This window comes from Benzoatithermus flavus (genome assembly GCF_037908215.1).
Classification (GTDB): Bacteria; Pseudomonadota; Alphaproteobacteria; order Geminicoccales; family Geminicoccaceae; genus Benzoatithermus; species Benzoatithermus flavus.
Genome location: NZ_JBBLZC010000023.1, coordinates 15,285 through 34,612 on the forward strand (window position 1 = coordinate 15,285; position 19,328 = coordinate 34,612).

The window sequence follows — 19,328 nt, forward strand, 5'->3', positions numbered from 1 at the left end:
CCTCCTAGCCCAGGCGCGGCACGAGGTAGACGACGGCGAAGATCGGCAGCCAGGCGAGGAGCACGAACCACCAGTAGTCCGCGTTCTCGCTGACGTCGGTGTAGCGCCGCTGCGGCGGGTCGCGATCGGTCAGGAAGAGGGCGAGCAGGACGGCGGTGTCCGCGACATCGGTGCCGAGATGAAGGGTGTGGAGGCCCAGAAGTGTCCAGACGATCGAGCCGTAGGCGTTCGTGTCCCAGCGGACATGGAGCACCGTGAACTCGAAGCCGCGCAGCACGAGAAGCCCGATGCCGAGGAGCACGACACCCCCCATGCCGAGCAGCGAGCCCCGGCGTCGGTAGCGCTCGGCCGCGCGCTTGGCCCAGTGGTTCGGCAGCGCGCTCACGAGCAGGACGCCGGTGAAGAGGGAGCCGTAGATCAGGCCCGGCGGGGCGATGCTGCCCGGTGGCCAGCTCGGCACCTCGCGCATGAGATAGAAATAGACGGCGACCGCCAGCACGAAGCCCATGCCCTCGATCGCGACGAAGCCCAAGGTACCCCACCACACGATGCTGTCGCTGCCGAAATCGTGGTCGGGCAGCCCGGAGACGTCGTGGACGAAGCGCTGCCTCATGCGCCCGCCTCCGCGAGCCCAGGTGCGTGCTCGGTCGCCTTCTCCTTTCTCTGCTCGCGCTTCGTCGGCCAGAACCAGCCGATGAGCGTCACCGCGACCGGGACCGTCCCCCAGACCACGGCCCAGGGTGTGTAGATCGAGCCGATGAACAGCCCCGTGGTGGCAAGCGCCGTGAGCAGCGGCCAGATCGCGGGCTCGGGCGACGGCTCGCGCACCCGAGGCTCGGCCGTCACCGTCGCCGTGACCAGCACCTCGCGCGCATCGACGCGCAGGCCCGTGACGACGGGCAGGCTCTCCCGCTCCTCCCACAAAGGTTCGCGCGAGCGCACGAGCGGAACGTGGGCGAAGGCATGGACCGGCGGCGGCGAACTCGTGGCCCATTCGAGCGTGGAAGCACCCCAAGGATTGTCGCCCGCAGGCGCACCACGGCGCAGGCTCAAGAGGAGGTTGAGGAAGAAGACGAGAAAGCCGGCCGCGAGCGTGAAGGCGCCGATGGTGGCGAGAAGATTCATTCCGTCCCAGCCGAGGCCCGAGGGGTAGGTGTAGACCCGCCGCGGCATGCCCGAGAGGCCCAGGATGTGCATCGGGAAGAAGGCGAGGTTGAAGCCCACGAAGGTGAGGAGGAAGCCGAGCCGGCCCAGCCTCTCGCCCGGCATGCGGCCCGTGATCTTGGGAAAATGGTAGTGGAGAGCGCCTAAGAGCGGGAACACGGCACCGCCGATCAGGACGTAGTGGAAATGGGCGACGACGAAGTAGGTGTCGTGCACCTGAAGATCGAGCGGAACGGAAGCCACCATGACACCAGTGAGCCCGCCGAGCACGAAGATGAAGACGAACCCGAGCACGTAGAGGAGCGGCGTCTTGAACACCGGCCGTCCGTCCCACAAGGTCGCGAGCCAGCAGAAGATCTGCACGCCGCTCGGGATCGCGATCATGATGCTCGCCGCGGTGAAGAAGCCGTTGCCGAGCCGCGGCAGGCCGGTCGCGAACATATGGTGGACCCAAAGGCCGAAGCCCAGGATGCCGGTCGCGATCAGCGCCAGCACCATCGGCAGATGGCCGAACACCGGCCGCCGCGCGAAGGTGGCGACGATCGAGGAGACGAACCCGAGCGCCGGGATGAAGATGATGTAGACCTCGGGATGGCCGAAGAACCAGAACAGGTGCTGGAACAGGAGCGCGCTGCCGCCTTCGGCCTGGTTGAAGAAATGGGTGTCGATCAGCCGGTCCATGATGAGGAACGAGCTCGCCAGCATCACGGCCGGCATGGCGAACAGGACCATGAACGAGGTGACCAGGATCGCCCACAAATAGAGCGGCATCCGGTCCAGCGACATGCCGGGGGCGCGCTGCTTCAGGATGGTGACGATCAGCGCCACCGAGACCGCGAGCGCGGCCACCTCGGTGAAGGTGATCATCTGCGCCCAGGTGTCGACCCGCTTGCCCGGCGAGTATTCCGGTCCCGAGAGCGGGACGTAGGCGAACCAGCCGCGGTCGGCGCCAGTGTTGCCGGCAAAGCTGATGAAGAAGAACAAGCCGCCGCAGAGATAGATCCAGTAGCTGAAGGCGACGAGCCGCGGGAAGGCGATGTTGCGGGTACCGCACATCAACGGCACCACGTAGATCGCGACCGCCTCCATCACCGGCACGGCGAACAGGAACATCATGGCCGAGCCGTGCATCGAGAAGAGCTGGCCATAGAGATCGGGGCCCACGAGATGGCTCTCGGGCAGAGCGAGCTGCAGCCGCATCGTGAGCGCGAGCAGCCCCGAGAGCGCGAAGAAGCCGAGTGCCGTCGCGATGTAGCGCCGGCCGATCTCCTTGTGATCGACCGTCACGAGCCAGCCCCACAAGCCCTCGGGCCGGCGCCAGGTGTGCTCCAGCCGCGCGCGGGTCACGGCCTCGTCGAGCGCCGGGCCGTCGCGCAGGTCCGAGGCTTCGGACGCGCTCATTCCAGCGTCTCCAGATAGGCCAGCAGGGCCTGGAAGTCGGGCGGCGGCAGCGCGGTGATCGGCATCCTCGCACCGGGCTTGATCCCTTGCGGATCGGCGATCCAGGCGGCGAGATGGCCGCGCGTGTCCGGCACCGCACCCGCGGCCAGGATCTGCCGGCTCTTCAGGTGCGTAAGATCGGGCCCGTAGGTCGCCGAGGCCGAGGTGCCGCGGATGCGGTGGCACATGACGCAGGCCGAGCGCAGGAACACCTCCCGGCCGCGCCGCGCCTGATCGTTGCCGGGCTCCCGCGCCGGAGCGAGCTGCCGCTCGTACCAGGCGTCGAACGTCTCCTCGGGCTCGGCCACGACGAGGAAGGCCATGAAGGCGTGCTGCAGCCCGCAGAACTCGGCGCACTGGCCGCGATAGGTGCCCGGCCGGTCGGCCTCGATCGTGATCGCGTTGCTCGAGCCCGGTATCAGGTCCTGCTTGCCGTGCAGGTTCGGGACCCAGAAGCTGTGGATCACGTCGGGCGAGGTAAGCTCGATGCGCACAGGAACGCCGACGGGGATATGGAGCTCGTTGGCGGTGATCACGCGGCGCGCCGGCTCGCCGTGCGCGTACCGGATCTCCCACCACCACTGATGACCGATCACGTGAACCGTGAGCTGCTCCCTGCCCTCGAGGTCGAGGAGCCGGCGGTCGGTCGCGAAGCTCGCGGTGAGAAGCACGAACAGGAGGACGACCGTGAGCGCCACCGCCGCCCCCACGACGCGCCCGAGCCGGCGCTCGCGCAGCTCGGGCGGCCGCGGCTCGGCCGCGAGGTCGCGGCGCTCCCGCCGGCGGAAGACGGCCCAGAGCAGGGCCACGGTCACGGCCAGGAGCACGAAGGCGGAAATCCCCGTGAACAGCCAGATCAGCCGCTCGATGTGGAGCGCCTGCGGCCCGGCCGGGTGCAGCGCCGACTGGAAGCCGTTCATGGCTGCGTGCCCGTGGCGCTCGGCGGTATGCCGGCGTTCCGCGGCGGCTCCTCGGGCAGGCTCTGCTCCGAGGGGCGGGCGCTCATATCGTCGCTCCGGCCGGATGCGACGTCCTTGCGCACGAGGCCCGCCAGCGAGCGGACGTAAGCGACGAGCTGCCAAACCTGCTGCTCGGGGATCATGTTGCGGAAGGAGGGCATGCCGTTGGGACGGCCCTCCATGATGGTGGCGAAGATGTTGCCGGGCTCGCTGCCGTAGATCCACTGCCGGTCCATGAGCGGCGGACCGATATCGCCGCCGCCCCGGGCATGGCAGCCGTTGCAGTTCATGGCCTCGAACAGCCGCTTGCCCTCGCTCACCTGCCAGGCGTTCTCGGTGTAGTGCGGGTAGTCGGGGGACGAAGGCGGCTTCTCGCCCGGGGCGAGATCGCTCATCACGATCGCCGGTATGTCGCGCTCGGCCACGGGCTCGGGCCGCGGCTCCCGCTCCTCGCGCTTGCAGCCGGCGAATGCCAGCACCATCAGGGCGACGGCGAGGAAGGCGCGCATGGCCCTCTCCTCAGGGCCGTGCCGCCGACACCACGGTCGGCAGGCGCGGGACGCCGTAATCGTCCAGGATGGCATCGATCGCCACCCGATTCCGGGCCAGTGCTTGGCTCAGCTCGTCGCGCAAGGCCTTGTCCTCCCGCCGCACGCCGATCGCGATGTCGAACAGCATCGGCAGCATGGGCCGGTCGACCAGGGGACTCACGGGCGTGAGCGTCAGCGCCACGGGCGCGTGCCGCGCCAGATAGCCGGCGAGCGGACCCCAGACGATGGCGAGGTCGATCTCGCCCGCGGCGACCGCGTCGACGATGGGCGCCGCCGGCACGGCCGCCCGGTGATCGCCGTAGACCGGAAAGCCGCGGACATTGGCGATGATGCCGCGCCGGCTCAACGCCAGACCCGGCGGCGAGGTGGCGCCGTCGTCGCCCACGAGCTGCACGCCGATCCGCAAGTGCCGGAGATCCGGATCGTCGAGGCTCGCGATCCAAGGTCCGTCCCCGGTCCGTGTCACGAACACGTAGCTCGAGCGGTAGTAGGGCTGCGTCGTCAGGACCGGCTCGAACCCCTTGGGCACGCCCATCACGACGTCGCACGTGCCGGCCTTGAGCGTGTTGCGGACGAAGCCGCGCCGCTGTGCCCACCAGGTATAGGCGATCGCCCGGCCGAGATCGCGGCCGAGAAGCGCGGCGATCCGGTTCTCGAACCCCTCCCCCGCCCGGTTCGAGAACGGCAGGTTGCCGGGATCGGCGCAGACCCGTAAATCGCCCGGCTCCGCCGCGGCGGCCGGTGCCGCCAGCAGGAGGACCACGAGCAGGAGCTCAGCGCTGCGGCAGGGCGAAGTCATAGAGCATTCCGCCCTTGGTGGTGTGGTCGGGTAGATCGGCCATGGCGGCCGCGAAGCCCTTGGCCGCGGTGGCATCGCGCGGGTCGAGATCGCCCGCGACGATCGCACCGGACCAGCCGCCGACCCCTGAGAGCACCGCCACGTGCTGCCGCCCGTCCGGGGCGCGGTAGGTGATGGGCTGGCCGATGATCCCGGAGCCCGTCTTGAACTGCCATAAGAGCTTGCCCGTCCTGGCGTCGACCGCTTTGAACCAGCCCTCCATGGTGCCGTAGAAGACGAGGTTGCCCGCGGTCGCGAGCGTGCCGCTCCAGACCGGGAAGTTCTCGGGAATCGCCCAGACCTGATGTCGCTGGACGGGATCCCAGGCCGTGAGCTGGCCGCGATTGCCGCCAGGCCCGGCGTGCATGCGCACGTTGGCGCCGACATAGGGTGTCCCGGCGATGTAGCTGACCTCGACACTCTCCCAGTCCATGCAGAGGTTCTGGTGCGGGATGTAGACGAGCCCGGTCGCGGGCGAGAACGACGCGGGCTGCCAGTCCTTGGCACCCGGTGCCGTGGGGCAGATGTCGCGGACCACCTTGCCCTGCACCGGCGTCTTGTCCTCGGCGTAGACGATCCGTCCGGTCTCGAGGTCGACGCCGCGGCTGGAATTGACGTGAACGAACGGGTCGGCCGAGAGCACCGCGCCGGATGCGCGGTCGATGACGTAGACGTAGCCGTTGCGCTCGGCCCGCACGAGCACCTTGCGCGGCTGCCCGTTCACCGGCATGTCGAGCAGGATGCTCTCGTTGATGCCGTCATAATCGAAGATGTCGTGCGGCACGAACTGGTAGAACCAGCGCGCCTCGCCCGTATCGGGATCGCGGGCGAAGATCCCGCCGGTCCACAGGTTGTCGCCCGGCCGCTGCTCGGCGTTCCAGGGACCGGGGTTGGCGGTGCCGTGATAGATCAGGTCGAGATCGGGGTCGTAGGAGATCCAGCCCCAGACCGTGCCGCCGCCGATCCGCCACTGGTCCGGCGGCCAGCTCGCCACGCCCAGATCCTTGCCCTGGTACTGGGGATAGAACGGCTTGAAGCTCGGGCCGATCAGGACGTCCGCATCCGGCCCGGTGTTGAAGGCGCGCCAGAGGATCTTGCCGCTCGCGGCGTCCAGGGCCGTGATCCAGCCGCGTACGCCGAACTCGCCGCCGCTGTTGCCGACCAGCACCTTCCCCTTCACCACAAGGGGCGCCATGGTCATGGTCTCGCCCAGGTTGATCTGGCCGAGCTGGACGTTCCAGAGCTCCTCGCCCGTGCCCGCATCGAGCGCCACCGTGTGGACGTCGAGCGTGTTGAGGAACAGCCGCCCGTCCGCGTAGGCGAGACCGCGGTTGACCACGTCGCAGCAGGCGACACCTTGTGCAGCCGCGGCGGGCTGCGGGTGATAGCTCCACTTCAGGGGCGCTCCCGGCCGAGTCAGGTCGAGCGCGTAGACGTGGTTCGGGTAGGGTGTGACCACGAACATCGTGCCGCCCGTCACGAGCGGCGCTGCCTCATGGCCGCGCTCCACCCCGGTCGAGAAGGTGAAGGCGACCGAGAGATCGCGCACGTTGTCGGCGTTGATCTCGTCGAGCGCGCTGAAGCGGGTGCTGGCATAGTTCTTGGCCGGCATCCGCCACTCCCCGTCGTCGGCCGGGGCGGCGGAAGCGGGCGGGACGGCCCCGGCGGCGAGGCAGGCGGGAGAGGCCGCAGCGGTCGCCAGTATCAGGCCGGCAACCAGCGCCACGAGACGAGAAGCACCCTGAGCCAAGCCTCGCCCCTTTCGTTTCCTCCGACCCGCTCGGGGCAGGTCGCCTGGAGAAACGCAGCGCGATCGGGGAAAGTTCCTGCTCGGCTAAGACAATGAAATGAAGAGAACTTTAGAAACCGCGCGATCGGCCAGAAGTCCACGACCGTCTCGCCGGACGGGCGCAGCTCACGATGCTACCCCAAACAAAGGGCAAGAGCTCGAAAACCGACGATGGAGGCCATCCATGTCGCATATGGTATGTCGTTTGAACATGTCAGCATGGAGGAACGTTCATGTCTGCCACCCAGGACGGCGACTCGGTCACGCTCAGCTACACGGGAGGCTGGGACGCCAAGAGTGACAAGGGCGACCATCAGCTGATCTCGGGCACCGGCAAGTTCGAAGGTACTGCCGGGACCGGTTGATTCAAGGCCGTCGACGAGCCCTGGAAGGAGGCCAACATGGACGAGGGCGAACTAAGGCTGTCGCTCGCGACCCAGTGACTACGGAGCCGAGTACATCCCTCCTCCTCCGGAGGGACCGTTCGAGTCGTGCACGGCCGATCGGTGTTCACACCGGACCAGACGGCCAGGGTGGAGGTGAAGGGAGCTGGCGCGCCCGAGAGGACTCGAACCTCTGACCTCAAGCTCCGGAGGCTTGCGCTCTATCCAACTGAGCTACGGGCGCGTGCGGGTCCTCCTATAGCGCATCTCCGGCCGAGGTCAAAGCCTAACGCACCGGCTCAGGCTTCTGGATCCTCGGATTCCGGCCGCTTGCCGGTCAGCCGCAGGAACAGCGCCTCGAGATCGGCCTCGCGGGTGGCGAGATCGGCGATCTCGCAGCCGCTCGCGCGTACCTGCTCCAGGATCTGGCCGACCTGCACCCGGCTGGGCCGGTAGCGCACGACGACCCGCCCGAGCCCGTCGAGCTCGGCTCCCATGGCCGCGAGCGCCGGCGGCAGGACGGCCGGCGCTTGTGCCAGCGTGATCGTCAGCTCCTTCGAGTCGAGCTGGCGCAGCAGTTGCTCCTTGCGGTCGCAGGCGACCACGTGCCCTTTGTCGATGATGGCGATCCAGTCGCAGAGCTGCTCCGCCTCCTCAAGATAGTGCGTGGTCAGCACCACGGTGACCCCCTCGCGGTTCAGCTCCTGCATGTAGGCCCAGAGCGAGCGGCGCAGCTCCACGTCCACGCCCGCCGTGGGCTCGTCCAGGATCACCACCGGCGGGCGGTGGACCAGCGCCTTCGCCACGAGGAGCCGCCGCCGCATGCCGCCCGAGAGCGAGCGCGCATAGGCGTCGGCCTTGTCGCTCAGGCCCACCGCCGCGAGGATCTCGTCGGTGCGCCGCTCGGCCGGCGGGATGCCGTAGAGACCGGCCTGCATCTCGAGCGCTTCGCGCGGGGTGAAAAAGGCGTCGAGGTTGAGCTCCTGCGGCACCACGCCGATGACCCGGCGCGCCCGGCGCGGGTGGGCATCGATGTCGACCCCGAACACGTGCGCCGTGCCCGAGGTCTTGACCACGAGGCCGGCCAGAATGTTGATCAGGGTCGACTTGCCCGCGCCGTTGGGGCCGAGGAGTGCGAAGAAGGAGCCGCGCGGGATCTTGAGATCGACCCCCTCGAGAGCCCGCTTGGGCAGCATGCGGCGCGAGCCGGCATAGACCTTGGTGAGCCCCTCGAGCTCGATGGCGAAGGCCGGAAGGCCGGAGCCATCGCTCGAGCCGGGCAATTCGTCGCGCAAATCGACAGGGCGTTGCGGGGTGAGCAGGCTCATGGCAGGGGATTGCCGCCTCGGGGATCTAGGGACCGACGGCAGCGACATGTAGCGGAGCTAGGGATGGCGAGCGAGGAAGTTCTTCTGGTCGACGACCGCGAGGTGATCATCACGGACGCGATGCACGTCCGCTGCGACGGCGGCAACGGGCCCCTGGGGCACCCGGTCGAGTACATGACCCTCGAGAAGGAAGGCAGCGTCGTCTGCAAGTACTGCGGCCGCCGCTACGTGCACGTCAGCTGTCCCGACGCCGAGGCGCTGCGCGGGCAGGCCCAGGCGCGGGCAGCCTGACAAGGGCTCCCTCCACCCCGGATGCGGCCTTGCCGCGACGTGCCGGCGCTGCTCCCCCGATGGAGACGGGCGTGCCGCGGCAGCATGCGATCTGCCCTGCGCTGGCGGCAATCCTCGCGCGCCGCGCAACCCTGCCATGCGCCGGCGCCAGCCCCGAGAGGCCTCGCCGTGGCAGGGAGCGCCGCCCGAGAACGGCGTCGCGCCGTGCGGCTTCACGGCCGTCCCGGCGCCGATGCGGCAGCGCACCCGCGCAACCCCGTCGCACGGTGTGATCGTGCCGCACGGCGATGCCCGATCCCGTCGCCCTCGCGACGTCCGAGGCGGCCCGACGAGGCGCAGGGCCGCCTCCGGATGCCGGGATGGCGGCGCATCTCCCGGAAAACGTCGCACCGCCATTCCTCCGACTGCCTGCACCGGGCGCCTCCCGGGCAGGGCCGTTCCCACCCACCTGCGCCAAAGCTTGCGCCACCCTGCACCGTGCTCGGCCACGTCCGGGAAGCGGAGTGGCCGGGCTTCGGGCATCCCATCCATCTCGCCCCGTTGTCCGCCGGCATCCGGGCCGTCCGGCTGTTGCCCGAAATCCTCCAGGGATGCGACGTCTGTGACCTGTTTGCATGAAACGCAATGCTGCATTGCAGCATAAGCTGTTTCGAATGGACGAAGCGGGGCCATCTTCGGGTCGTTGCGACCTGTGGGATGAACGAGATGACCCTCTACCGGCGTTTTCGGTGCTGGCTCGCCGCCGAGCGTGCCGCGCGTCAGGTCCTGGCCGAGCTGTCCTGCTACACCGATCGGGAGCTCGCCGATATCGGTCTGAGCCGCGGCGACGTGCCGGCGCTCGCGCGCGAGGCGTTCGAGATGGCTCGGGCGGCAAGCCTGCGCACCCACGACACCTCGAACGCCCATCGCTTCTGGACGGCCCGGCATGCGTGAGCCTCGATGACGAGCCCGGCCGCCGGTCGCCACGGCCGACGGCCGGCCTTCCTTCGCGCCAGCCGATGCCAGGCACCTCGGCGCCCTCGTCTGATCCCTTTGGGGATGGAAGGGGTTGCCGATGTCGGGTGCATCGATCGGGCAGACGCCGGCTCTCTGGTCGGCCGGGCCGGGCACGGCCAAAGCGCGGCGGCCCCTGTTCGGCCATGCGAGTGTGGCGGCCTGCGCCGGCGCTTGCCTCGACGGGCTGCTCGGGCCGGAACGGCGCAAGACCGGCTGGATGCGCGCCGGGGCGGCGGCGATCTCGGCCCGTGGCGGCAGCGGGCCGTGCCCGATCACAGCCGCCGGGATGCCGACGCGCTACGTGATCTGGTGCACGACGATGCCCTGAGGCCCGCACGGCATCGGATGCGGTGCCGGTGATCGATGCGACCGGCTTTCTCGAGCAGGGTCAAGTGTCCTGCGGCGTGCAGCGGCAGGGTATCGGCTCGGCGGGCAGGATCACCGCCTGTCGGATCGGCGGGTTCGCCCCTTAACCGTCCAATCGGGCCCGCACCTTCATCGATCGTCGGCTCTACCCGCCCGCGCCGTCCTCGCCCTGCCCAGGCGATGGCTCGCAGAGCCCGATCGGCGGTCGCGGCGGCTTGGCGGTGGCGCCGGGATGGTTCTCGTGCCGGCTGCCCTGGACGGCTCGCGAGGCAGATCCCCGGCGCCACCGCCAAGCCGTGATCCTGGCATGCCAGGATCACGACGTCGGGCACCGTTCACACGGCATCCGAACGGTAGGGCCGCATGAACCTCACCGCCAGCCTCGTGGCCGCCAGCCATTTGCGGAACCCGGCGCACACAACCCAAGCCGGCCGCGATCCGTGGCGCGTTCGGCCGGAAAGCGTGGGATTCCGTCCCGTACCGCTCCGTGGCGTGCCTCCGTCGAACCGTCGCCTCCACATCACCCGCTCCGCCGATCCGGGCGAGCCATCGGCAAGGGGCGCTCGGGAAGCCACGCGTCATCCTCCCCGAGGCGACCGCTCCATCGGGTGCCGCCAGCGCAGGTTCATGGCGGCATCTAATCCATCGGCGGCGCGGCCAACGCGCCGACGATGGCGCCGCCGCCCGTGACGGCGCCCGCCGTGATGGGCGGCGGCCACAGGGCATGACCGGCGGCGGCGACCACGGCCGGAGAGTCGATCTCCTCCGGCACGGCGCCGATGCCAAGCCGCATCAGGACCTGCCCCAAGGACGCCCACGAGGTGACGACGGCGAATGGAACGGCGAGCAGCAGGGGCAGGCAGAACAGGACCGCCCAGGGCAGCACCCCTTCGGGCGCCAGCCACCACGTGGCGGCCCCGAGAGCGGCGCCGAACAGAGTCTGGCCGCGCAGGCCGCGCCAGGCCTCGCCCCAGGACAGGCAGCGCGGGTCGCGAAGCTGCGCTTCCCAACGGATGGCACGGCCCGTGCTCATCCCGAGCACGAACAGGGTCTGGGCGAACGCCACGATCGGCGCGAGCACCAGCGAGAACAGGATCTCGACCACGGCCGAGACGAGGACCCGGCCCGCGCCGCCATAGGCCCGCCGCAAGCGTCCGAGCAGAAGGATCTGCAGGACGCCGGCGAGCTTGGGCGCCCAGACGAGCACGAGCATCGCCACGAGCAGCGCCCAGCCCTCCCAGGTGCCGGGCACGCCCAGAAGCGGCGTTGCCGGCGCGGCCGGCGCCGTGTCGCCCAGGATGGCGCGGCCGAAGCCCACGAGCGAGAACAGGATCCAGGCCGGTCCCGATACGTACATCAGGATCGCGAGCGCCAGCTGCAGCCGCCCCAGCGCGTGCAGCCCCGGGCAGCCGAGGAGGTGGAGATACTGCCAGTTGCCCTGGCACCAACGCAGGTCGCGCTTGATGAAATCGGAAAGGGTGGGCGGGTTCTCCTCGAAGCTGCCGTCCTCCTCGGGCACTACCCGCACCTGCCAGCCCGCGCGCCGCATCAGCACCGCCTCGACCTGGTCGTGGCTCAGGATGCGTCCGCCGAGCGGTGGTCCGCCGGGCAGCACGGGCAGGCGGCAATGCGCCATGAAAGGCGCGATGCGGATCAGCGCGTTGTGGCCCCAATAGGGCCCGCAATCGCCCTGCCACCAGGCGCTGCCCATGGTGTAGGCGCGCATGCCGTGGCGCATACCGAACTGGAACAGGCGCGCGAACGGGCTCGGGTTCGGCAGGCCCACGACGAGCTGCTGCAGGATGCCGATCTCGGGACGGGCCGCCATGATCCGCACGAGCCGCAGGATCGCCGTTCCCGACATGACGCTGTCGGCGTCCAGCACCAGCATCTGGTCGAACCGCTCCCCTTCCCGCTCGAGCCATTCCCAGAGATTGCCGGTCTTGTGGCCGAGATTGTCGGCCCGGCGGCGATAATGCAGCCGCTCCGGCCACGGATGGCGAGCACGCCAGCGGGCGAAGAGCGCTTCCTCCCGCTCGGCCAGAGCCGGGATCCGGGTGTCGCTCAGGAGGAACACCTCGAACGCCCTGCCCTCGCCCGTGGCATCGAGGCTGGCCACGGTCGCCTCGAGATGCCGCAGCACGCGCTCGGGGTCCTCGTTGTGGACCGGCATGAGGATCGCGACACGAGCCCGGATCGGGCCCGCCATGGGTGCGCGGGCGGCGGGCAGGACGCGCGCGACGGGATCCCTGCTCGTGCGCAGGAGGAGGAAGCCGATCGCCGCGTTCCAGAAGCCCAGCACGTTCCAGGGCAGCATCGCGGCGAAGCAGGCGAGGAGCACGAGATCGGCGGGGCCGAGCGCGCCGTCGCCGCCCAGGAGACGGATCATGGCCAGGAGCGCGCCCGCGATGGTCGCCGTGACCAACACGGCCAGAAGCAGCCTGCGCCGGCGCAGGGCCTGCTGCTCGGCGCGCAGGTCCGCATCGAGCGGCGGCGGAGCAAGATCGTTCACCGGCAGTGTTCCCGTCTTCACCGTCCGGGTATCATGGTCCACGCAGGGTTGAGGAATGGTAAGCGGCCCGGACGTGGCCCCCGCGTGCCAGTGTCCAATCAATGGATAGATCGTGTCGGCCTATCGTCAACGGCGCCACGGAGTCGTTACCGGCAATGCTTGCGCGGACGCCCCTGGTGCAGCCTCGCCCGGATGGCTAGATAGGGTGCATGCACGGTCGTGAGCCGGAAAGAGGCCCTTCCCGTGGGAGAGGTACTCGGGAGACGGATCGTCGTCCGTGACGAGGGGAGTTGCCATGGAAGTCACCGCCGAGCCGAAGCCTACCGCGCCGCTTCTCGCGGTCCAGCACGCGGCGCGGATGCTGCGCATCGGCGGCCTCGTGCGGATCGAGAACGGCTCCGAGGTCGGCTATGCCATAGCCGCGGAAGCGGCCATGAGCGAGTGCGATCACGCTTTTCTGGCTAGTATGCCGCATGGCGGCACCCTCGTCCTCACCGGCCAGCGCCTCGCCGCTCTCGGCCTCCCGATCGACCCGCGCGCCATCTACGAGCTGCCGCTCGCTCGAGCTCCACGCACGCCGGGCCTGATCGCCATGCTCGCCGACCCGACGGCACCGGTCGACGACGCCGCGATCCGCCTCGAGGGAATCGAGCGCAGCAGCCGGCCGACGGCGCTGGCCGTGATCGAGTTGTGCAAGCTCGCCGGACTCCTGCCGGCGGCGATCCTGGCGCCCGAGGGCATCGATCTGCCGGTGAATATCGACAGTACCGGGGTGCCGCTGGAAGCGATCACCGGCTATCGCCGCCTTTCGGCCTCCACCTTGCGCCCGGTGAGCGAGGCGCGGGTGCCGCTGGCCGATGCGGAGAACGCCCGGATCGTCTCGTTCCGCCCCGCCGACGGCGGCCCCGAGCAGTACGCGATCCTGGTGGGCGAGCCCGAGCGGGAGGCCGCGCCGCTGACCCGGCTCCACTCCGAGTGCTTCACCGGCGACTTCCTGGGTTCGCTCCGCTGCGACTGCGGCGACCAGCTCCGCGGCGCCATCCGGCGGATGGCGCACGAGGGGGCGGGTGTCCTGCTCTATCTTGCCCAGGAGGGGCGCGGCATCGGCCTCGCCAACAAGCTCCGGGCCTACATGCTCCAGGATAGCGGGCTCGACACGGTGGATGCCAACCATCACCTGGGCTTCGAGAACGACGAGCGGGACTTCTGGGCCGCAGCCGCCATGCTGCGCCAGCTCGGGATCGGCCGCGTGCGGCTCTTGACCAACAACCCGGCCAAGATCGCGCAGCTCCAGCAGTACGGCATCGAGATCGCGGGGCGCGTGCCGCACATCTTCGAGGCCAACGCCCACAACCGGGGCTATCTCCTGACCAAGGCCCTGAAGAGCGGCCACATGCTGGCCGTGGACGAGCTGCAGCAGCCCAAGAAGAGCCCGAACGGGGCGCGGCTCAGCGTCGTCTGAGTCGAAAGCCGGCTCTTCGGGGGGAAAGGAGCCCAACGATGCGGACGTCGCCGACCGCCACGGCCTGCCTGCTCGCGGCCCTCCTCGCCGGGAGGCCGGCCGACGCGGCGCCGGCCCGCTTCGTCATCGACCCCGAGCATACCTTCGTCGCGTTCATGGTGAGCCATATCGGCTACCACAACCTCCTCGCCCAGTTCCTCGAGGTCAAGGGCTCTTACGTCTTCGACGAAGAGGCGCGCACCCTTACCGATCTCTCGGTGACGATCGACCCGGCGAGCGTGTTCACGAACAACGCCAAGCGGGACGAGCACGTCCGGAGCCAGGACTTCCTCGACGCGGCCCGGCATCCGGCGATCACCTTCGTCGGCACCGGAGCCGAGCCCACCGGCTTCGATACCGGCAAGGTGACGGGCGATCTCACCATCCGCGGCGTGACCCGGCCGGTGACGCTCGACGTCAGGCTCAACAAGATCGGCCTCTATCCCTATGTCGACAACTACGTGGTCGGCATCTCGGCGCGTACGACCATCAGACGCAGCGAGTGGGGCATGACCTACGGGGTCGACAACGGCCTCGTCGGCGACGAGGTGCAGATCATCATCGAGTGCGAGGCGATCCGCGAGAAGCAGGACTGAGGCCCGGCGATGCGCCTCCTCGATCGGGCCTACGGCCTCGGCCGGTCGCTGTGGATCTACTACGGGAAGCCCGGAAACGGCCGGAGGCTCGATGCGTTCTACCGCCCGTTCGTGCGCCCGGGAGCGTTGTGCTTCGACATCGGCGCCCATGTCGGCAGCCGCGCGCGCTCCTGGTCGCGGCTGGGCGCGCGCGTCGTCGCCGTCGAGCCGCAGCCGGACTTCGCCCGGTTCCTGCGCCGGCTGTTCCGGAACGACCCGCGCGTGGTGGTGCGCGCGGAAGCGGTGGCGGCCTCGCCCGGCAGGGTGACGCTTCTCGTGAGCCCACGCACGCCCACGGTCACGACGGGTTCGCCCGACTTCGTCGCGGCGACGAGGCGCGTTCCCTCCTTCGCCTGGGTACGGTGGGACGAGCGCGTCGAGGTGCCGGCCGTCACGCTGGACATGCTCGTCGAGGCGCACGGCCTGCCCGATTTCGTCAAGATCGACGTCGAGGGGATGGAGCACCAGGTCCTGGCCGGCCTCTCGCGGCCGGTACCGGCACTTTCCTTCGAGTTCGTGCCCTCGGCGCTCGCGAGTGCGCTTTCGAGCCTCGACCGGCTCGCGCTTCTGGGCGCCTACCGCTTCAACGTCTCGCGCGGCGAAAGCCTGCGCTTCGTGCTGCCGGAATGGGTCGACGCGGCGACGGTGCGCGCCTGGCTTCTCGCCTGCGAGCCGACCGGCGATTCCGGGGACGTCTACGCCCGCCTAGCCGGGCGGCAGGAAGAGAAGGTCGAGGTGCCCGACCGTCAGGCGTGAGCGGCGGCTCGCGACGAGTCGGGCGCGCCGCTCGCCCCAGGCCGCGATTCTCCGGCGCGCCGCCGGTGCCGCGATCGCGGCGGCCGCCTCGAGATAGCCCGCGAGCAGCGCGGTCTGGATGGCCGCGTCGCCCTCGCCCAGCCGCCAGTCGCTGCGCTCGGTCAGGAGCTCGCCCGGCAGGCCGGCGAGGGCTTCCCGCACGCTCGCGGCGGCCTCCGGCCCCAGGGCCGGGCCGAACCCTTTGTCGGTGCGCTGGTGGCGGTCGACGAGGGCCGCGATTTCGGCATCGCCGGGATCCGCCGGTTCCCAGACCATCCGACCGTCGTAGCAGAGCGTCAGATAAAGCGCGGCACCGGCTGCTGCGCGGAGCGCCAAGAGTCGCCCGAGCCAGGGCGCGGCGACGAGGTCGATGAGCGCCGAGGCCGCGATCAGGTCCGCCCGCTCGGTGGCCAGGGCCTCGAGATCGCGGGCGAGATCGAGGCAGCGGTAGCGCCAAGACACGCCGACGGCGGCGAGCCTCGCTCCGCCGGCTGCGATCAGCGCCGGATCGTGCTCGACCAGGATCCAGTGCTGGCCGGTGCCGAGCCGCGGCGAGAGACGGCGCAGCTGCGCGCCGGTTCCGGCGCCGAGGTCGACGATACGGAGCGTTTCCCTGCCATGGCACCAGGCGACGAGATGGTCGCGAAGAAAGGAGCTGCACGCCGCCGCGTCGTAGGGCTCGCGCAAATCCAGCCAGTCGGCAGAAAAGCCTTCGCTCATGCCCGGCCATCGAGAAGCGCCGCCTCGACCGCGGCCGCGGTGTCGCTCCAGCGCGGCAGCCGTGTACGCGCGGCAAGCGCGCCGATGCGGAGCCGCGCGGCGAGGCCGGGCTCGTCGAGGAAGCGGCGGAGCGCCGCACGCAGCGCCGGCACGTCGCCCGGCGGCACGAGGAGACCCGCCTCGGCGGGAACGGTATCGGCGACCGCTCCCCCGGCCGCGGCGACGATCGGCAGGCCGCGCGCCAGCGCCTCGGCCAGGGCCATGCCATAACCTTCGTGGAGCGAGGCCGAGACACAGAGATCGGCACGGTCATAGAGCGCACCGACGGCCGCCTCGTCGATCTCGCCCAAGAGATGCACGCGGCCCTCGAGCCCGTGGGTCGCGACGGCGGCGGCAAGCGTCTGCGCGGTCGCCGGATCGCGCCGCATGCTGCCGGCGCAGAGCAGCTCCCAGTCGAGATCCGCGAGCCCTGCCAGCGCCTCGACCAGAAGCACGTGGCCCTTGCGCGGGGTCACGGTGGCGACGCAGACCATCCGGCAGCCCGGCCCGCCGGAGCCGCGCGCCGCCGGCGCGGGATCGGTACCGGGCAGCGCCACCCGAATCCGCCGCGGCGGAACGGCGAACAGCTCCTCGAGGGCCGTCGCCGTGCGCGGGCTCGTGACGACGACGGAGCGCGCATGGGCGAGCGCCCGTCTTTCGCTGGCGGCAAGCGCTGCAGCCTGCGCCGGTGCCAAGCCGGTCTCGAGGCACAAGGGATGGTGCACGAGCGCCACGAGGTCGAGCCGGCCCGACTCCCGTGCGGCGATCTCCGGCATGGCACCGAAGGCAAGGCCGTCGACGAGGACCGAAGCGCCGTCCGGGAGCGCGGCCAAGGCCGCGGCGCTCGCGGCGAGCTCCTGCCCGCTCGGGAACGGGAAGCCCGCGGGCAGGCTCAGCCTTCGCACCGCCCAGCCCCGCGCTTCCAGAGCCACCGCCAGGCGGCGGTCGTAGACGTAGCCGCCGGTCCTGGTCGTAAGCGCCCCGGGAAAGGCCAGGACGAGCCGGCGGCGGCCGGTCATACCTTCTCCTCGTAGGCGGCCCAGGCGACGTGGCTCTCCCAGAGCGTCACCTTCATGGAGGTGACGCCTTCCGCCCCTGGTCCCAGCCGGCCCGCCCGGATCGCCTCGCGCATCCGGTCGAAGACGTGGCGGGCCAGGAACTCGGTCGTGGTGTTGATGCCCTTGAGCTGCGGGACCTCGTCGAGGTTCCGGTAGTTGAGCTCGGCCAGGATCGCCTTCAGCGCCTCGCTCGCCCGGCCGATGTCGACCACGATGTTGCCCTCGGCGAGCGTCGGGCGGCGGAACTCGCAGTCGACGATGTAGGTCGCGCCGTGCAGCTTCTGGGCCGGGCCGAACACCTCGCCCTGGAAACTGTGGGCGATCATGAAATGGTCGCGCACGCCGACGCTATGCATGGGACGGCTCCCCCTCCGGTTGCTCGCTTCCGGGATAGACGATCCGATGGCAGAGCGCATGGCCTCCCGGCGCCAGGAGCCGCGGCATGAGCTCGGGCAGTGACCCGAACGCCACCTCGCCGGTGAGCAGCGCGTCGAGCGCCGGGTCGCACAGGAGCTCCAGGGCTTTCGCGAGGCGGCGCGCATGGCTCCAGCGCGGGCGCATCGCGGGTGCCACCTGCCCCACCTGCGAGCTCGCGATGGTGAGGCGACGGCTGTGGAAGGCCTCGCCCAGCGGCAGGGCGACCTCGGCGGTGCCGTACCAGCTGAGCTCGACGATCCTGCCCTCGCGGCCCGCCACGGCCAGTGCCGTGCGTAAACCCTCCCCCTGGCCGCTGGCGTGAAGGACGAGATCGGCATCGCCCGCGAGCCGGTCCGGCGGCGCGAAGGCGACATCCAGCGCCACGGCGACATCGGCACGCTCGGGTAGGATGTCGGCGAGCGTCACCTCCGCACCGGGGATCTGCCGGCACAGCCGGGCGACGAGGCAGCCGACGACCCCCGCACCGATGACGTGGATCCGCTCGCCGGCACGAGGGGCCGCATCCCAGAGCGCGTTCAGGGCCGTCTCCATGTTGGCCGCGAGCACGGCCCGCTCCGGCGGCAGGCCGGGCGGCAGCGGCATCACCGCAGCGCGCGGGACGACATAGGCGGTCTGGTGGGGATGAAGGCAGAAGACGAGCCGCCCCAGGAGATCGTCCGCGCCCGCCGTCACCCGGCCGACGCTGCTGTAACCGTACTTCACCGGAAACGGGAACGAGCCTTCCTGGAAAGGGGCGCGCATGACCTGATGCTGGCTCGGCGGCACCCGGCCGGCGGCGACCAGCGCCTCGGTGCCGCGGCTGACTCCGGAGAAGAGCGTCCGCACCAGCACATCGTCCTTGCCGGGCGGCGGCAGCCGACAGGGGCGCAGCTCGCCGCGGCCCGGACCGGTCGCCCAGTAGGCCAGAGCGTCCACCGCTCTCTCCCTCATCGCGACACCTCCGGAGCGGCCGGCGATCGCCGCCGCAGGCGCGGCAGCATCCGGCGCAGCACGTCGTCGCGTCGGACGAGATGGTGCCGGAGGGCGCCGCCCACGTGCAGGACGAGCAGCAGCACGAGGAGAACGGCGAGGAGCGCGTGCGCCACCTGCAACACGCCCTCCAGCCTGCCGTCCGGCGGCAGCGGATCCGGCAGCGTGAGCAGGCCGAACACGACCGTGGGCACGCCGAGCGGCGAGACGGCGGTCATGAGCCAGCCGGTGAGCGGCAGCAGCAGGAGGAACGCGTAGAGCCCACGATGGGTGAGCCGTGCCGCCGTCCGCTCCCAGGCCGGCATGGTCGCGGGCAGCTCCGGCACGACCGGATTGAGGCTGCGCCAGACGAGGCGGACCAGCGCCAGGACGAGGACCAGAAGGCCTGTGGACTTGTGGAGCTGGTAGAGGCGGAACCGCGCGCCGAGATCCGCCACGAGCCAGACCATGGAGAAGCCGAGGCCGAGCATGCCGATGACGGCGAGCGCGGTGACCCAGTGCAGGAGCTTGGTCGGCCAGCCCCATTCCGCCGTGGTGTCGAGGAGCGCCACGGTCG

20 protein-coding genes and 1 tRNA gene are annotated in these 19,328 nt (G+C 70.4%); 7 read left to right on the forward strand and 14 right to left on the reverse strand.

Translation table 11 applies throughout. The features are described from left to right. Positions 1–4: 4 nt before the first annotated feature. From U1T56_RS18855 to U1T56_RS18880, 6 genes are read right to left on the reverse strand one after another with little or no spacing between them, the layout of a single operon-like run. Positions 5–613 carry a cytochrome c oxidase subunit 3 gene (locus U1T56_RS18855; protein ID WP_418161045.1) on the reverse strand — a complete coding sequence of 203 codons (609 nt, stop codon included), beginning with the start codon at positions 611–613 and terminating at the stop codon, positions 5–7. Further along, a complete protein-coding gene (ctaD, locus tag U1T56_RS18860) occupies positions 610–2,565 on the reverse strand; it encodes a cytochrome c oxidase subunit I (protein ID WP_418161046.1) in 1,956 nt (651 codons plus the stop codon). Before ctaD ends, U1T56_RS18855 begins: the two co-directional genes overlap by 4 nt. Beyond that, positions 2,562–3,524, reverse strand: a complete 963-nt coding sequence (gene coxB / locus U1T56_RS18865) for a cytochrome c oxidase subunit II (RefSeq protein ID WP_418161047.1) — start codon at positions 3,522–3,524, stop codon at positions 2,562–2,564. The genes ctaD and coxB overlap by 4 nt, the downstream gene beginning before the upstream one ends. Beyond that, positions 3,521–4,072 carry a c-type cytochrome gene (locus U1T56_RS18870; protein ID WP_418161048.1) on the reverse strand — a complete coding sequence of 184 codons (552 nt, stop codon included), beginning with the start codon at positions 4,070–4,072 and terminating at the stop codon, positions 3,521–3,523. The genes coxB and U1T56_RS18870 overlap by 4 nt, the downstream gene beginning before the upstream one ends. Before the next feature lie 10 nt (positions 4,073–4,082). Continuing rightward, on the reverse strand, positions 4,083–4,913 hold the full coding sequence (locus tag U1T56_RS18875) for a substrate-binding domain-containing protein (RefSeq protein WP_418161049.1): 831 nt from the start codon (positions 4,911–4,913) through the stop codon (positions 4,083–4,085). After that, a complete protein-coding gene (locus U1T56_RS18880) occupies positions 4,888–6,702 on the reverse strand; it encodes a methanol/ethanol family PQQ-dependent dehydrogenase (protein ID WP_418161050.1) in 1,815 nt (604 codons plus the stop codon). Before U1T56_RS18880 ends, U1T56_RS18875 begins: the two co-directional genes overlap by 26 nt. Before the next feature lie 272 nt (positions 6,703–6,974). Here U1T56_RS18880 and U1T56_RS18885 point away from each other — a divergent pair, with 272 nt between their 5' ends. Beyond that, on the forward strand, positions 6,975–7,106 hold the full coding sequence (locus U1T56_RS18885) for a hypothetical protein (protein WP_418161051.1): 132 nt from the start codon (positions 6,975–6,977) through the stop codon (positions 7,104–7,106). A 185-nt stretch (positions 7,107–7,291) separates the two neighbouring features. Here U1T56_RS18885 and U1T56_RS18890 read toward each other — a convergent pair. Both U1T56_RS18890 and U1T56_RS18895 read right to left on the reverse strand, forming a co-directional pair. Next, a tRNA-Arg gene (locus U1T56_RS18890) sits at positions 7,292–7,368 on the reverse strand. Between the two features lie 55 nt (positions 7,369–7,423). After that, positions 7,424–8,452, reverse strand: a complete 1,029-nt coding sequence (locus U1T56_RS18895) for an ABC transporter ATP-binding protein (protein ID WP_418161052.1) — start codon at positions 8,450–8,452, stop codon at positions 7,424–7,426. Positions 8,453–8,515: 63 nt separating this feature from the next. On the opposite strand from U1T56_RS18895, the gene U1T56_RS18900 reads away from it, so the two are divergent. The 3 genes from U1T56_RS18900 (at position 8,516) to U1T56_RS18910 (ending at position 10,067) form a co-directional block, all read left to right on the forward strand. Further along, a complete protein-coding gene (locus tag U1T56_RS18900) occupies positions 8,516–8,743 on the forward strand; it encodes a zinc-finger domain-containing protein (protein WP_418161053.1) in 228 nt (75 codons plus the stop codon). 696 nt (positions 8,744–9,439) lie between these two features. Further along, positions 9,440–9,676 (forward strand): DUF1127 domain-containing protein, encoded by a 237-nt coding sequence (locus U1T56_RS18905; RefSeq protein ID WP_418161054.1) that lies wholly within the window; start codon positions 9,440–9,442, stop codon positions 9,674–9,676. Positions 9,677–9,797: 121 nt separating this feature from the next. Next, positions 9,798–10,067 carry a hypothetical protein gene (locus U1T56_RS18910; RefSeq protein WP_418161055.1) on the forward strand — a complete coding sequence of 90 codons (270 nt, stop codon included), beginning with the start codon at positions 9,798–9,800 and terminating at the stop codon, positions 10,065–10,067. A gap of 675 nt (positions 10,068–10,742) precedes the next feature. Here U1T56_RS18910 and mdoH read toward each other — a convergent pair. Further along, entirely contained in the window at positions 10,743–12,617 is a 1,875-nt protein-coding gene (mdoH, locus tag U1T56_RS18915; protein WP_418161056.1) for a glucans biosynthesis glucosyltransferase MdoH, read from the reverse strand. A gap of 295 nt (positions 12,618–12,912) precedes the next feature. Between mdoH and ribA the strand changes: the two genes are divergently transcribed. Genes ribA through U1T56_RS18930 form a run of 3 tightly spaced genes read left to right on the forward strand, consistent with a single transcriptional unit; the run spans position 12,913 to position 15,509 of the window. Then, positions 12,913–14,079 carry a GTP cyclohydrolase II gene (gene ribA, locus U1T56_RS18920; RefSeq protein WP_418161057.1) on the forward strand — a complete coding sequence of 389 codons (1,167 nt, stop codon included), beginning with the start codon at positions 12,913–12,915 and terminating at the stop codon, positions 14,077–14,079. 38 nt (positions 14,080–14,117) lie between these two features. Next, positions 14,118–14,714 (forward strand): YceI family protein, encoded by a 597-nt coding sequence (locus U1T56_RS18925; protein WP_418161058.1) that lies wholly within the window; start codon positions 14,118–14,120, stop codon positions 14,712–14,714. Positions 14,715–14,723: 9 nt separating this feature from the next. Continuing rightward, a complete protein-coding gene (locus U1T56_RS18930; protein WP_418161059.1) occupies positions 14,724–15,509 on the forward strand; it encodes an FkbM family methyltransferase in 786 nt (261 codons plus the stop codon). Here the strand turns inward: U1T56_RS18930 and U1T56_RS18935 are convergent. From U1T56_RS18935 to U1T56_RS18955, 5 genes are read right to left on the reverse strand one after another with little or no spacing between them, the layout of a single operon-like run. After that, positions 15,459–16,268 (reverse strand): class I SAM-dependent methyltransferase, encoded by an 810-nt coding sequence (locus U1T56_RS18935; protein ID WP_418161060.1) that lies wholly within the window; start codon positions 16,266–16,268, stop codon positions 15,459–15,461. The genes U1T56_RS18930 and U1T56_RS18935 overlap by 51 nt on opposite strands. After that, positions 16,265–17,326 (reverse strand): glycosyltransferase family 4 protein, encoded by a 1,062-nt coding sequence (locus U1T56_RS18940; RefSeq protein WP_418161061.1) that lies wholly within the window; start codon positions 17,324–17,326, stop codon positions 16,265–16,267. The genes U1T56_RS18935 and U1T56_RS18940 overlap by 4 nt, the downstream gene beginning before the upstream one ends. Continuing rightward, positions 17,323–17,721 carry a 6-pyruvoyl trahydropterin synthase family protein gene (locus U1T56_RS18945; protein ID WP_418161062.1) on the reverse strand — a complete coding sequence of 133 codons (399 nt, stop codon included), beginning with the start codon at positions 17,719–17,721 and terminating at the stop codon, positions 17,323–17,325. Before U1T56_RS18945 ends, U1T56_RS18940 begins: the two co-directional genes overlap by 4 nt. Then, on the reverse strand, positions 17,714–18,733 hold the full coding sequence (locus tag U1T56_RS18950; RefSeq protein ID WP_418161063.1) for a zinc-dependent alcohol dehydrogenase: 1,020 nt from the start codon (positions 18,731–18,733) through the stop codon (positions 17,714–17,716). The genes U1T56_RS18945 and U1T56_RS18950 overlap by 8 nt, the downstream gene beginning before the upstream one ends. Further along, a complete protein-coding gene (locus U1T56_RS18955) occupies positions 18,730–19,323 on the reverse strand; it encodes a cytochrome b (protein WP_418161064.1) in 594 nt (197 codons plus the stop codon). Before U1T56_RS18955 ends, U1T56_RS18950 begins: the two co-directional genes overlap by 4 nt. Between the last annotated feature and the right edge of the window lie 5 nt (positions 19,324–19,328).